Origin of the sequence: Staphylococcus microti, assembly GCF_000934465.1 — a bacterium.
Lineage (GTDB): Bacteria > Bacillota > Bacilli > Staphylococcales > Staphylococcaceae > Staphylococcus > Staphylococcus microti.
Map to the genome: position 1 here is coordinate 48,755 of NZ_JXWY01000036.1, position 14,068 is coordinate 62,822.

The 14,068-nt window shown below is 37.7% G+C and carries 17 protein-coding genes; 5 read left to right on the forward strand and 12 right to left on the reverse strand.

Annotation, left to right across the window (positions count from 1 at the left end; translation table 11 throughout):
• Positions 1-20: 20 nt before the first annotated feature.
• Positions 21-572 (reverse strand): tyrosine-type recombinase/integrase, encoded by a 552-nt coding sequence (locus tag TP70_RS06205; RefSeq protein ID WP_044360371.1) that lies wholly within the window; start codon positions 570-572, stop codon positions 21-23.
• Between the two features lie 236 nt (positions 573-808).
• Here TP70_RS06205 and sroA point away from each other — a divergent pair, with 236 nt between their 5' ends.
• Positions 809-1,015 carry a sigS mRNA-stabilizing protein SroA gene (gene sroA, locus TP70_RS06210; RefSeq protein WP_044360373.1) on the forward strand — a complete coding sequence of 69 codons (207 nt, stop codon included), beginning with the start codon at positions 809-811 and terminating at the stop codon, positions 1,013-1,015.
• Between the two features lie 14 nt (positions 1,016-1,029).
• Complete coding sequence (locus tag TP70_RS06215) at positions 1,030-1,245, forward strand: DUF2922 domain-containing protein (RefSeq protein ID WP_044360375.1); 216 nt, start codon at positions 1,030-1,032, stop codon at positions 1,243-1,245.
• 55 nt (positions 1,246-1,300) lie between these two features.
• On the opposite strand, the gene TP70_RS06220 is transcribed toward TP70_RS06215, so the two are convergent.
• Positions 1,301-1,534 (reverse strand): hypothetical protein, encoded by a 234-nt coding sequence (locus tag TP70_RS06220; RefSeq protein WP_044360377.1) that lies wholly within the window; start codon positions 1,532-1,534, stop codon positions 1,301-1,303.
• A gap of 224 nt (positions 1,535-1,758) precedes the next feature.
• On the opposite strand from TP70_RS06220, the gene TP70_RS06225 reads away from it, so the two are divergent.
• The 3 genes from TP70_RS06225 to sarA all read left to right on the forward strand — a co-directional run bounded on the left by TP70_RS06225 (position 1,759) and on the right by sarA (position 4,736).
• A complete protein-coding gene (locus TP70_RS06225; RefSeq protein WP_044360379.1) occupies positions 1,759-2,694 on the forward strand; it encodes a DMT family transporter in 936 nt (311 codons plus the stop codon).
• Between the two features lie 197 nt (positions 2,695-2,891).
• Complete coding sequence (locus TP70_RS06230) at positions 2,892-3,797, forward strand: efflux RND transporter periplasmic adaptor subunit (RefSeq protein ID WP_044360380.1); 906 nt, start codon at positions 2,892-2,894, stop codon at positions 3,795-3,797.
• A 567-nt stretch (positions 3,798-4,364) separates the two neighbouring features.
• Entirely contained in the window at positions 4,365-4,736 is a 372-nt protein-coding gene (gene sarA / locus TP70_RS06235; protein WP_044360381.1) for a global transcriptional regulator SarA, read from the forward strand.
• Between the two features lie 59 nt (positions 4,737-4,795).
• Here sarA and TP70_RS06240 read toward each other — a convergent pair whose 3' ends face one another.
• From TP70_RS06240 to TP70_RS06285, 10 genes are all read right to left on the reverse strand, one after another.
• Complete coding sequence (locus TP70_RS06240) at positions 4,796-5,515, reverse strand: hypothetical protein (protein WP_044360382.1); 720 nt, start codon at positions 5,513-5,515, stop codon at positions 4,796-4,798.
• Positions 5,516-5,675: 160 nt separating this feature from the next.
• Positions 5,676-6,182, reverse strand: coding sequence for an SA0570 family protein (locus TP70_RS06245; protein ID WP_044360384.1), 507 nt, complete (start codon positions 6,180-6,182; stop codon positions 5,676-5,678).
• A 93-nt stretch (positions 6,183-6,275) separates the two neighbouring features.
• On the reverse strand, positions 6,276-7,076 hold the full coding sequence (locus TP70_RS06250; protein WP_044360385.1) for an alpha/beta fold hydrolase: 801 nt from the start codon (positions 7,074-7,076) through the stop codon (positions 6,276-6,278).
• The gene (locus TP70_RS06255) at positions 7,063-7,779 is read right to left on the reverse strand and encodes an HAD family hydrolase (RefSeq protein WP_044360387.1); all 717 of its coding nucleotides are present in this window, start codon (positions 7,777-7,779) and stop codon (positions 7,063-7,065) included. The genes TP70_RS06250 and TP70_RS06255 overlap by 14 nt, the downstream gene beginning before the upstream one ends.
• Positions 7,780-7,823: 44 nt before the next feature.
• A complete protein-coding gene (locus TP70_RS06260; RefSeq protein ID WP_338091861.1) occupies positions 7,824-8,753 on the reverse strand; it encodes a FecCD family ABC transporter permease in 930 nt (309 codons plus the stop codon).
• A 25-nt stretch (positions 8,754-8,778) separates the two neighbouring features.
• On the reverse strand, positions 8,779-9,654 hold the full coding sequence (locus tag TP70_RS06265; protein ID WP_044360390.1) for an ABC transporter substrate-binding protein: 876 nt from the start codon (positions 9,652-9,654) through the stop codon (positions 8,779-8,781).
• 355 nt (positions 9,655-10,009) lie between these two features.
• Positions 10,010-11,668: an arginine--tRNA ligase gene (gene argS, locus TP70_RS06270; protein WP_044360391.1), complete on the reverse strand. Its 1,659-nt coding sequence runs from the start codon at positions 11,666-11,668 to the stop codon at positions 10,010-10,012.
• A 1-nt stretch (position 11,669) separates the two neighbouring features.
• Positions 11,670-12,080, reverse strand: coding sequence for a YwiB family protein (locus TP70_RS06275; RefSeq protein WP_044360392.1), 411 nt, complete (start codon positions 12,078-12,080; stop codon positions 11,670-11,672).
• Between the two features lie 126 nt (positions 12,081-12,206).
• Complete coding sequence (locus TP70_RS06280) at positions 12,207-12,734, reverse strand: YwhD family protein (protein WP_169743609.1); 528 nt, start codon at positions 12,732-12,734, stop codon at positions 12,207-12,209.
• A gap of 22 nt (positions 12,735-12,756) precedes the next feature.
• Positions 12,757-14,055, reverse strand: a complete 1,299-nt coding sequence (locus tag TP70_RS06285) for an HD domain-containing protein (RefSeq protein WP_044360395.1) — start codon at positions 14,053-14,055, stop codon at positions 12,757-12,759.
• Between the last annotated feature and the right edge of the window lie 13 nt (positions 14,056-14,068).

The following is a 14,068-nucleotide window of genomic DNA, read 5'->3' on the forward strand; positions in this document are numbered from 1 at the left end:
AGCTATGCCTCCTTCTTCATTTATAAATTAAGCGCAATCTTCATATACGCATGCTTTTGCTGTTCACCGATAAACTTCAGTGTTTCTTGCGCAGTTTGGTGTCCTAAATACTTTTGAATAATTGAAATGGGTACGCCCGAATGATATGTATGATAAGCAAATGTTTTGCGTAAAGTCGTCAAACCAACATGAGGAATACCGACTTCATCGGCAGCTGTATGCATAATGCGATAAGCTTGTTGACGACTCAGCCCCTTTTTTGTTTTTTTCGACTGAAATAACAAATCGGTTGGCGCCAACGACTCAGATGCAATATACGCTTGTAACTCTTGACGTAATGTTTCTGGCAAGATGACATGGATTTCTTGGTCAACTGACATTTCCCAATAGCCAATCACTTCATCGTTATCCGTAAAAATATCCATAACCGTTAAATTAAGTAGTTCATTCAATTTAATACCCGTATGAATCGCAAATTTAAACAATAAATAATCACGTTCAGATTGTGTTTTCAACAACTTGTACATGCTTTGAATATCTTCATGACACTTGATGGGATCGACACAATTCATTTTAATCACCTCGCTCAATATGTTCCTTATATAATACTAAATGATATTTAAGTAACATGAAAGACTTTTAACTTAATCAACTTTTTGTATCCGCTATCATTTTAAGTGACAAAATACAACAAACTCCTATATAACAACGACGTATCCGTTTACATGTATTCAGAAAAAATTTTTATAATGACCTGTCCCTTTTATATCCGTCATATCGATATATAGAGTGAAAGGAGGCAACAGCCATGACAATTAAAAATGTCGCAATTATTTTGACGCAAAGCACAACGACACAGGACGGTAAGACGGTAAAGACATCACGTAAAATCAACAATTTAAATCCGGACGCAAGCACTGAAGATTTTCGCACTTTTGCTGCAATGATTGAAGTTTTAACTGGGGAACACTATGACCAAATTGAAGTCGTAAAGACGTCGATGATCAACGTATAAAGGAGCTGATTTTAATGAACTCAAAAACATTAGACATTACTTTTGATACTGCACAACAGAAACCGATTCGTCTCTCATTGCCAAACATTAAACAAGCTGTCACAAAAGAACTCGTCGCCGCGCAAGCAGAAAAAATACTAAAACTTAATATTTTATCAACCGCTCAACAACAAGCAACACAAGTTAAAACAGCACAAATCATTGATAAAACCGTCACAGTTCTCTTTTAAAGGCAAAAGCAGCGATGCACATCTCATTCGTGCATCGCTGCTTTTTTGTTGCTTATTATGCATATCTTGGTCTAAAGCGTACTTCATCGCCATAAAAGACTTTACGCCTACCTAATTTCTCACAAATGGCGTATTTGTCATACACTTCTACTACTCTCGACAATGTTTTATATGCTTTTGATGTATTTAATACTTCTACATATTGTCCAACGCCAAGTTCAGACGCATTTTTAACATTCACAAAAAACATATGTTCATCCAATACACGAACAATTTCATGTTGAGCCATTTTTATCACCACACTTTTATTCCCTACACATAATTAGCCGATTACGCTTGGCTTTTCACATCTATTCCACATTATTTGAATTACTTGCGATTGCTTAATCATGATGACTGCTCACAGCATATCAATGTCTCTACTTTATCTCAAGACCATTTCTTCCCATACTTTTGAATAAACTGTATTATAATAATCATAGCTTATGAAAACACTAAAAGGAAGTAACATTTATGCTTATCTCACTCTTATTATTAGGTTTAGTTGCTGGCGCAGTCGTTCCAGTTCAAACTTCTATTAACACGAGACTCAGTCATTATACACAATCCGCCTTTTATGCCTCAGCGATTTCATTTGTAGTGGGCACATTAGGTTTAGTCATACTCACATTGATTCAACATCCACATTATTTATCATTACATACGCTCTCGACTTACACACTTGATTACACATGGTTCGTCGGTGGTGTGATGGGCGTACTCTTTTTGACTGGTAATCTATTATTACTCCCACGCGTCGGCGCTTCACTCACAGTTGTCACAACAATAGCTGGACAACTCATCATGGGGTGCTTTATTGATACTTTTGGTTATTTTCATGTTACACCTCAACCGTTCACAGCCATTAAAGGAATCGGTCTGATACTGCTTTTCATCGGCATTGCTTTAATGAATATTCAACGACGTCAAACTTTGATTAAGCAGTCGTCACAAAACATCGTGCCTTGGCTCCTACTCGGCTTAGTTTTCGGCTTTGCGCCACCTATCCAAGCGGCAATTAATAGCGCATTGGGTCAAACAGTCGGTTCACCTGTTTTTGCAGCGCTCATCTCATTTACTATAGGCGCCGTCACACTTCTTATTATCACAGCATGCATACATCGCCGTTTTCACGTATTACGTTCACATAAACAATACGGGCCATTGCGCTGGTGGTATTTTATCGGTGGCTTACTCGGTGTATTATTCGTAACAACGACTATTATACTCACCGCCTACATGGGCGTCACTTATACATTAATCGCCGTAATGTTAGGACAAATCATCACAAGTCTTGTTATCGATCACTTCGGTCTACTCGGCATTACACCACGTACAATCAGTAAACAACGTATTGTAGGATTAATAGTTATTTTGCTCGCAATTTGTTTGATTCAATTCGGCCATTAGCATATTTTAAGATTGGGACTAGACGTAGGAAGGGGCTAAAAACCTATCTTACCCTAGTCCCCTTTTATGTTGAATAATCTTCCTAAACTTCAATAGTTGTTGCTTTTCTAGGTTAAAATGCTCATTTTTCCTAACTTGCATCTTCAAACGTCATTTGTATAATAAGGGCACTACTCCATCCCAAAGAGGTGTCTATTATGACGAACAAGACTAAAATATACTTGTCACTCATCGCTATATCTGTATGTGTGGCACTGATTAGCATCCTTTATTATAGCCATTACACAAAGCAACATACTGATATTCAAACGATTGAAGCACACTTGACTTTTCCGTATCAAACAACTGGCATTGTGCAATCTGACTATTACTATCCGCTCACTTTTCAACCACAGTATGGGCAAATACACGAAATTCATGTTAAAGACGGACAATACGTTACTAAAGAAACACCACTGCTCACCTACTATAACCCGCTTAAAATCCCCGAAATCAACGCATTATCGCATCTTTCCACACAAATTCATACGACTGAACAAGCTTACGAATACCTCCGTGACCTCGTCAAACTAAAGTCAGAGCTCTATACAACGATGCAAACACCTGTTCAAGGAATCGTGCGTTTGCATGAACTTGTACCTTCCAAAAAAGATTCAATAATATTAGAAATACAATCAAAAACGCAACATATTATTACAGATTTGCCTGAGGCTATTTTTGTTAAATTGCGTGATCAGAAAACAGTAAATTTAGTTCAGACAACAACACATGAAAACGTCACAGGGCACATCACTACTATATTACCGCCTGTTTCCGACTCTATTTCCAGCAAGCAAAATACACCTTATCGCGCGGTCATTCAGACCGATAAAAATTACCCGATAGGCAGTCATTTTACAATCTATTTAGGTCATCCTGAAATACAATTACCTTCTGATATTTTATTGCACAAAAATTATGTTGTAGTTCATAAAAATGGGAAATATGTTAAACGTATAATAAATTATGATAAAATAAATGGGCAACTTATAATTAAAAGCGGGATATTTGCTGGAGAAAAAGTTGTCCGTAACCCTAATGAAACAGCATTAAAAATCAAGTAACTATGCACCCATTTCACTTGGTCTTTTATCGTGCATGTTTCTTATTGTTATTAAAACCACATATAAATATGCTTGAATGGATATGACTGTTTGCCATGATGCGAATAAGTCATATAGACCTGTCATCTAATGCTACTAGAATCACAACTCCTTCGTAATAAGCACATTTTCTTACATCCATATATAATACTCGAAATAACAGATTTTTTTACCGGACATCATCCATCATAAGCATTATAAATTTAAGATTTATTTATATTTGTATTCAAAAATTACTAATATATCAATGATATTTTAAGTTTTATATGATTTTATGATATGAGCAATATAAGTTTGCTATAATTTGTAGCCTGGGACATAACGGTTTACTGTTACTAAAATGCGTAACAGTAGGTGACTGAATCAACAATTGGCCTTACTAGTTTTTGACTTCTTTTCACCTTTGCTTAGGGAGGCAAATCAAACCTTTTTCAAAATGACATACCTGTCCCAAGTAACATATTATGGGCGTACTCGATTGTATAAGTGAAGCATTATTACCCATGTATTATCTAGGAGGCTATTGCAATGACAGTATCAAAAATTAAAAATTGTTTCGAACTTTTATCCATGGTAACATATGCTGACAAATTAAAAAGTATGATAAAAAAAGAGTTTCATATGACTTTTGAAGAATTTGCAGTTTTAACGCATTTGAGCCATAAAGTTGAATCTGAATATTTCTTGAAGGACATTATTAACAATTTGAACTATAAGCAACCACAAGTTGTGAAAGCAGTGAAAAACCTTTCTCAAGATGGTTACTTTAATAAACGACGTAACGAACATGATGAAAGAACGGTTCTGATTTTAGTAGATGACCAACAACGTCAAAAAATCGACACGTTGTTAGAACAAGTGAACGCAAAAATTAAAGAATCGAATATTAAGCCAAATTAAAACAACAAAAGCCATATATTGAAAGATCTACACCTTTCAATATATGGCTTTATGTATTACTAGCCTCTGCCATTATTTGATGATAATTCAATCGTATAAATAATAATCATCACGAGCAACATAATCCATAGCGCAATTGAAATATATTGTGCTATTTGTACGTCTGGTACAAGTATATCAATCGTCTTTTGTAATAAAAGTAAGCCAATGCCGGTATTTTCAAAGTGACGACGATACAAACCGATGACTGTAATCACAAGTCCAACCATTGCAACAAACAGATGTGCATATGGTGTAACAACGTGAATACCTAATGTAATGTCGAATGAGTGCATTAAAATAAGTATTAACGCACCTAATGCGAGTAGCACACCTAAGTAACGTTCAGACTTATTATGATATAAATAACTTTTATGCTTAATACGCCAATATATGACGATTGATAATGGCAAGACAACGATTGCGTAGACTAAAAACAAGCCTGTCACTGCACCAAAAGGCACCAGCTGTTTATTATAAAGGTAGGCAATTAATATAAAATTAATAATAAAAAAGACAACCGGATTAAAGTGCATAATAAACAAGTTCTTTTGAATGGTCAGCACAAGCTCGGCAGGCGACTTTTGACGATAAGCGATATAGTCAATATTCTGCTGTTCAGACTTCTGAATATCTTTACGCAAGTTTTCCTTCACATCTCCAATTACATGAGGTGTGACACCTTTATTCGTCAAAAAGCTTTCTACACGTTCCAATAGTTCACGATCATTTTCCCTCATTATGTTCCTCCGTCTAGTATTGTTCATAAATCCACAAGAAGAGGAATGGTACAGCGCTTTGACATAGCTGTTACCATTACATTTAACATCACGAAAGAGACAGTAAGCCGATTTCACTCAACCTCTGTCTCTTATATACTGTGGTTTCTCACGTCCAAAGTTATGCTTCTAAGTCAATGCGATACAACTTCAGCTGCTTATCTTTCGGATGTGGTGTTGCAAATTGATAAGATACTTTACCGTCTGCGATATAGCCTGTATTCCCTGTAACATCGTTATAATGTGCACGTTGCACCGCTGTATCATGTACTTGCTTCTGCACACTTTGATACGTTGGTCCTGTCAACTCATTATAACTCATTGAAACACGCGTGACTTTCGCTGTTGGCTTATCATTGTTTGCTGTAATACGCAATAAGCCTTCATCTGTATGATACTCATAATACTGTTCATTTCCGTATGCTGCCATTGTATGAATGCCTTTGCCTTTTGTACGAATCACATCTTTCATACGCTGGCCGACTTCCACACCTTCTAATGTTTGATCACCTGTTTGTAGTGCTTTGACAGATTCTATCGTGTTGCCCGTTGCTGCTTGAACAGGTGTAACGCTGATACATGTCAAAACAATGCTCAACATCATGATGATAGACAAGTATTTCTTCATAAAACACACACTCCTTTTTTAGTGCTGTTTATTTACCTGCTATGCCCAGTATAACGTAAATGTCAAAATGATAACAGTAAGATTACAAAAGCGTTACAAATCCATATGATGTGTCGTCTTATGCATAAAGTTTTTAACCGTTTTAAGAAAGTGATCTTTTTCTTCTACAAATGGGTAAACACCTGAACGCTTAAATAAAGAGAATGTCGCATTAGGCATTTCATCCGCAACATCTTTCGCTTCAAATGGTGTGACACGTTTATTCGCTTGACCTGAGATGACAAGTGTGCGTACTTCAATACTCGGCAACAGCAATGCCACATTCGTATGTAGAAAGGCGTTATCAACGGCTGATGCTTCATAATCCGTCAATAGTGATGCCGAATCATTTACATTTTTTAAAAACTTGCGTACTTTTCTATGTGAGTAATACAGATGTTTTTCTAAAAATGCTTCTTGTTCACGCTTATCCCACGTACGAATTTCAGCTGCGTATTTTCTAAATAAGCGATCATGCGGTAACATATCGTCTTGTACTGTTGGATTTACTAAGATTAACTCTTTCACCATTTCCGGATGGCGTGCTGCAAGATCTAATGCTACTGAGCTGCCTAATTCATTCGCGATGACTGTTGCACTTTCAATATACAAATAATCCATCACTTCTTTAATATCTTGGCTAAATTGATTAAAGTTAATTTTTAATGGTTTGTCTGAATAGCCATGCCCACGTAAATCAATCATAATAACTTGAAAATATCTTGATAAACGCTGTGCGATTTCTTCAAATACTGTATGATTCATATACACTGAATGAATCATGACGATCGGATAGCCTGCCCCCATCGAACGATAGTTAATAGCTGTCCCATCGGAAGTTCTAAAAAGTTCCATTTGATTCTACCTCCTTAGGTATGTGCAATATCTCTAGCAGTTGTTCTAATGATGTAATTTCATAGTCCATTTCCGAAGCAAGTGGTGCGAGGTCGGCATCATGATGCTCATGGCGATACCAGACGCTGACCATTTCCATCGCATGTGCGGGTGCGACATCATTAAGCGCATCATCTCCAACATATAATACCTCTTGTGGTGTCACTTCTAACTTTTCCACAATATCTTCATAAATGCGTGGATGTGGCTTACGGAATCCTACTGTTTCGGATGTCGACAGATGATTCACATAATCTTCAATACCGAGCGCATAGACACGATGTTGTTTGATTTTAGATTTTCCATTGGCGATTACACCAATCTTATACCCTGCATTGTGAAGTTTTTTCAACGTGTAATGTGTATCATGAAACGGAAAGACGTAGCGATAAAAGTGCATTTCAAAGTCGCGAAATAAATCTTTCCAACTTAGTCGATCAATATTAAATTGCTTGATCATTTCTTTATATAAATCCGGCTTATCATGATCCTCATCATCGTCTAACTCTATAAACTTTTTGCGATAATCTGCAAATTGCACACGTACAAAATAATCATGGAAACGTTCATACTGTTCTTCAATAAACTTCTCACGTGATTTTTCACGGTCTAATAATGTACCTTCTAAGTCAAAGATAATTGCTTTAATCTGTGAAACATCCATTTGTTAACCTCATTGCTTTCTTTTCAAATTCCTATATTTATATACTAATCAATCATGCGACGGCTTTCAATCATCATCAAATAAAACATCATAGGGATACCTAACAATGCAAGCACGATACTCGCTGGTAATTGAATCGGTGCGAGTAACTGCGCGCCAAGCACGTCTGCTAAAACCATCACCGTACCGCCAATAAGCAAGTTCAACATCATTTTATAGACGAGCGACCCTTGCACAATACGCTGCACAAACTGTGGGACGACCATACCGATAAAGCCAATCACGCCTACATAACCAATAATGACGGTCGCAAGTATTGTTGCGAGTCCTAAAACAGCTAGCGATAAACGTTGCACGTGTACCCCTAACGCCGCACTTGAGAAGGTATTCAATTGTAACAGCTTAATACGCGGTGCAAGTAGCAATAAGCTTGCGATGACTATCATAAGCATTATGAAAACATATAACACTTCTCGGTATTCTGCGGACGAAAAGCCACCGAATAAATAGCCCATTATGTTTTGTAACCGCGTGGGATTGAATTGTACGAGCAAATACAGCACCGCATTTAATAATGCACCAATCATAATACCAGCTAATATTAATGATTTCGTCGGATAACCGGACGTTAATAATTGTGCCACAATCATTACGACAACAAGTGTCATCAGTCCAAAAAATATGGCTAACGGGGCAATCCATATGAAAGACATGCCAAGAAAAATAGCAAGGGCTGCCCCCACAGTTGCACCATTTGCTAATCCAAGTGTAAAGCTATCTGCCAATGGATTGTTTAAAATTAGCTGATACATTTGTCCAGCAATCGTTAATCCCATACCTGCGAGCAACGCAAGTAATACACGTGGTAAACGCACTTGCCATATTAATGTTCGTGTCAGTGAACTTCCCCAATCAAGCTGACTCCATAGGGCATAACAAACAACAGCTATTAAAAAAAGGCTCCATACACTCAAGGTTATGAAGCCTCTCCATTTACGCTTATTCATAAATGGCATCTCTCAACTTTTTCATGCCGTCATCTAAACGCGGTCCTGGACGTGACAATAAATCATCATTCAACGCTTTGATGCGTTCTTTTTTGACAGCTGTTACGTCATCAAAACCACCACGCTGTGCCACTGCTTGTTGATAATCTGCTGTTGTCACACCAGACGTTGCAATCATGACATCTGGATTCTTTTTAATAATCTGTTCTTTATCCACTTTTGGCCAATCCGCTTGATCAGCGAAAACATTGTCTGCTTTCAACTGACGTAACATATCATTCATAAATGTATCTTTACCTGCTGTATAAATTTCAGGCTCCGATGCAATTTCAATGAACACTTTTGGATTCGCTTTTTTATTTGGAATCGCATCAATCACTTTTTGAATATTGGCTTTCGTTTCTTTAACAAGTGCTTGTGCTTCTTTCTCTTTACCTGTCACTTCACCAACTTGCATGAAAGTCTTATACATTTGCGCGATAGATTTGGCATCTTCAACGTAAACAACTTTAATGCCGCTCTTCTGCAAGCTTTCAAGTACTTTCCCTTGTGACGCACGCTGTGTTTCATGTGCCAAAATCAAGTCCGGTTGCGCTTTAATCAACGCTTCTTTATTTAAATTCATTGCGTCAAACTGCGCTTTATCTTTCACTTCTTTTGGATAGTCATCAACTGTTGAAACACCAATCACTTTATCTCCAAGACCCAGTTCATACAAAATTTCTGTATTACTTGGCATTAAAGAAATAATACGTTTAGGTGCTTTTCCCGTTGACTTTCCATCTTCGTCTGACTGACTTGCTTGAAAGTTACATCCTGCTAAGACAAGTGCCATTAGCATCAGCAACACGATATGCTTTAATTTCATTTTCTACACCTCTACTTAGGAGCGACACAAAAAGTGCGTCATTGTATCCCCCGGAAAAAGTATCTACAAGAGGTTGGGATAAAAGCGTTTAGGATTTCAGTGTACTCCCTATAATTTCGATTAACCTTATTGGCACTACGACGAAATCAATGCTTATGCATAAGATTTCTGTAGTGCTCCCAAATTTTGCCGGAATCGTGGTCATTCTGTCGAGAATCCTACCTCTGGGACACCATTTAGCGGTTCCCAAAGTACAAATGCCTTCAATCCCATCCCCTTCAGACACCTACTACCATTTTTTATATTTTTAGTTAGTGATCTATTTGACTATGTCCGAGCCCTTAACGCCTTGTTATTACATGCTTTCAGGAGCTGATACACCTACAAGGCGCAATGCATTGCGTAATGTAATACGAACTGCGTCAATCAATGCTAAATGTGCTTTTGTTTTAGCGACATCATCTGTTAAAACTTTCTCAGCATTGTAGAATTTATGGAAATGCGCGGCAAGATCTTGGATGTAATTCGTTATTCTATGTGGCGCTCTCGCTTCCGCTGCCCCTTCAATGACTATTTCAAACTCTGCTACTTTCTTCAACAATTCAATCGCTTTGTCATGTGTAATCGCGCTATAATCACTACCTGCTGCCACTTCATAGCCTTGCTCTGCAGCTTGACGTAAGATTGAACAAATACGTGCATGTGCATATTGTGCATAGTATACAGGGTTATCTTGTGATTGTGTTTTAGCAAGTTCCATATCAAAGTCGAAATGTGTATCTGGACTACGCATTGTTAAGAAGTAACGTGCAGCATCAACGCCCACTTCGTCCATAATTTCACGCAATGTAATCGCGTTACCCGTACGTTTACTCATCTTCACTTCAACGCCATCTTGCATTAAGCGTACGAGTTGCATAATTTGAATTTCTAAACGATCGCTATCAACACCAAATGTCTCAAGAGACGCTTTCAAACGATTAATATATCCGTGATGATCCGCACCGAATAAATTGATTAATTTGTCATTGCCACGTTGGATTTTATCATAATGATACGCAATATCTGGTAAGAAATACGTGTAAGTTCCGTCTTGTTTAATCAGTACACGGTCTTTATCATCTTTAAAGTCCGTCGTACGTAACCATGTTGCGCCATCTTTTTCATACGTATAGCCAAGTTCTGTCATTTTTTCAAGAACTGCTTGAATGTCACCTTTTTCATACAAGCTTGTTTCACTAAACCAATTGTCAAAATGCGTGTTAAAATCTGCCAAATCTTGACGTAACTTGCGCATTTCATAGTCCACACCTAGCTTGCGGAACACTTCAATACGTTCGCTATCAGACATGTCTTGAAGTTCTGGACGCGTTGTCGCTAAGTCTTCACCAATCCCTACAATGTCTTTACCATGGTAGCCATCTTCAGGCATTGCCATCTCTTTACCTAAACTTTGCCAATAACGTGCTTCAATTGATTTTGCTAAGTTCGTAATTTGGTTACCTGCATCGTTAATATAGTATTCACGTGTCACATCATAACCTGCTGCATCCATAATATTACTCATCGTATCACCAACAGCCGCATTACGTGCATGACCAATGTGTAAATCCCCTGTTGGGTTCGCAGAGACATACTCGATTAATACTTTTTCATTTTTTGGTGTGTCTACACGTCCATATTGTGTATCTTTTTTCAAAACATCATCAATCACAACATGTAAATAACTTGGGTCTAAATAGAAATTGATGAAACCCGGACCTGCAATATCTACTTTTTGAACGTGTGCCGCTTCTGTATCTAAGTTTTCAACAATGAGTTGCGCAATCTCACGAGGATTACGTTTCGCAATTTTCGTTAACACCATCGCAATGTTTGTTGCGTAATCGCCATTTTGTGTGTCTTTTGGAATTTCTACTTTAATATGCGGAACTGTATCAGCTAGTTCTGCTTTTTTAATACTTTTTTCAATTTCTTCAATTAATGTCTGTTTCACTTGATCAATAATATTCATCTTAACACTCCTCATATGTCAATTCGTATTGATAGGTGCCGACTGGATCATCACCTTGATATAATTTATAATGTGCTTTCAGTTTACCGCCTGTCTCTGAAACAAAATGTAAGATGCGCAATGTCTCCACTGTAAACACCATTTTGCCTTCTGGAATATGATAATACGACGATGTTGTCTGACCTTCTAACAAATGCAATGTCATATGTACATCGCCTTTGCGAATAATTTTAACACCGTCATCTGTGATTTTAACTGTCACATTGACGACGGAGCCTTCAACTGTCTCATCATAACGGATAAACTCGGCATTTTTTTGTACACGGACACCTTGTGTTTTATGTGTGTATCGTTGCTTCGTATCGCCTTGCTTTACAACTTGATGTGTTTGAATTGTTACCTGTTGTTCCACAGCGGTAGCCACCTTACTTTGATAAATAATACAAGACATTATAACATACAATCATCATAAAAAAAGCGTGAATCTGCACGCTGGCATATATACCAGCCTGCTATCAACACACGCATGTAACTTCTATTATACTGCTAATGATTGACGTAATTCTTCACTTGAATTGCGCCACATCGCTTCATTATGGTTCTGTAAAAATTCAGCAAGAACGCGTTTGTTCTCATCGCCAATCTGATCAATTATGACTTTATGTTTCATAGACTTATCCATCATATTGACATGTTCTGGCATGCTTTTGAACCCACGACGTATTTGTTTATTGACGAGTAAATAGGCTGCTGTCAAACCCGCATAGTAAGGCCCTTGTGCACCACGTTCAGTCGTTACCCAGCATAACCAATATGCTTTGGCACCTTCGACATCTACTGTCTCTTTATCCGTAATCCACTTGACACCTTTTTCTACGTCTGCACGGGCATGCATCGCACCAATATCAATAAACGCTTCTTGCGCATCAATGTCGATAAATACAGGTGCAATGTTATCTAAACTAATCGCACCAATATTCGTGCCTTTATGACCATCTAACGGATCATTCTTAATGATGTTAAAGTTAAATCCTTTTTTCTCTGCCACTGAGAACCCTCCATTCATAATCACTGCGTCAACGTAATCGTTATTTCAGCTCATTGAGCAAGTTAATAATCGAACCTTTCAACACTGGATCTTCAATATTCAAAACCAGTTCTTTTGGATAGTAAAGTTTATAATCTTGGCGTTTAATCCCTGTCACGCTCGAAATAATTCGTGATTGGCTGCTAATTTCTCGAATATCGCCGTTCGGTTTTAATAGGTGAATCGACTTACGATCTGACCCTGGACGATCGTAATCATACGGTAAATCAGAAATCGAATCACTGACAAAGTAGTATGTTGGATCAATGCCTGCATCTTCAAATAGCGCAATAAGTTCCGTTTGCGTAATGTAACTGCCATCAAACGGTAAATGCTTGAACAAGTCTCTTTGAATAAAACGTCTTGCCAAATCACTTAAAATTGGATCTTTTTCATGCATCCATTCTTTTAAATAAAACACAACGTCCGTTTCATCTAACTTAAGATACGCTTCAATTGTGACATCATTTTCAAAAAATGGCACAAAATCACGTGGTGCTGTTTGAAACTTATACCCTTGCTCATACAAATATTTTGCACGTTTAAAACAATTGTTAAGTAAAACTTCTCCACCACGGCTCACAGGGTGGAAATAAACTTGCCAATACATTTGATAGCGACTCATAATAAAACTCTCGACCGCATGCATCCCACTCTCTTTAATGAGCACTTCATCAGGAGATGGGCGCATAAGACGTAAAATCCGTTCCATATCAAACATACCGTAAGAAACGCCTGTAAAATACGCATCTCGCTGTAAATAGTCCATTCGATCCGCGTCAATTTGTGATGAAATCATCGAAATAACGAGTTTATTTTCATGTGTCTTATTAATCACTTCCGCTACTTCAAGTGGAAATGACGGCGATACACGTCGCAATACGTCATTCACTTCTGTATTTCCCGTAATAATCGCTTGTGTGTATACTTCGTGATCTGTGCCAAATATTTTCTCAAAACTATGCGAAAACGGCCCGTGACCTAAATCGTGCAATAGTGCCGCACACATCGCAAGTGGACGATCTGCATCGTTCCAAGCCGGTCGTCCTCGAAATGTCTCATCAATCATGCGTCTCACAATTTCATAGACACCGAGTGAGTGACCAAAACGACTATGTTCTGCGGTATGAAAGGCAAGATTTAACGTTCCAAGTTGTTTAATGCGTCTTAAACGCTGGAATTCCTTTGTTTTAATCAAATCCCAAATCAGCTGATCTTGCACGTGAATATATCGATGAATCGGATCTTTAAAAACCTTTTCTTCTGGCAACTTGCGATCAACATACGCTATCTCCGTCAATGGACATTCCTCC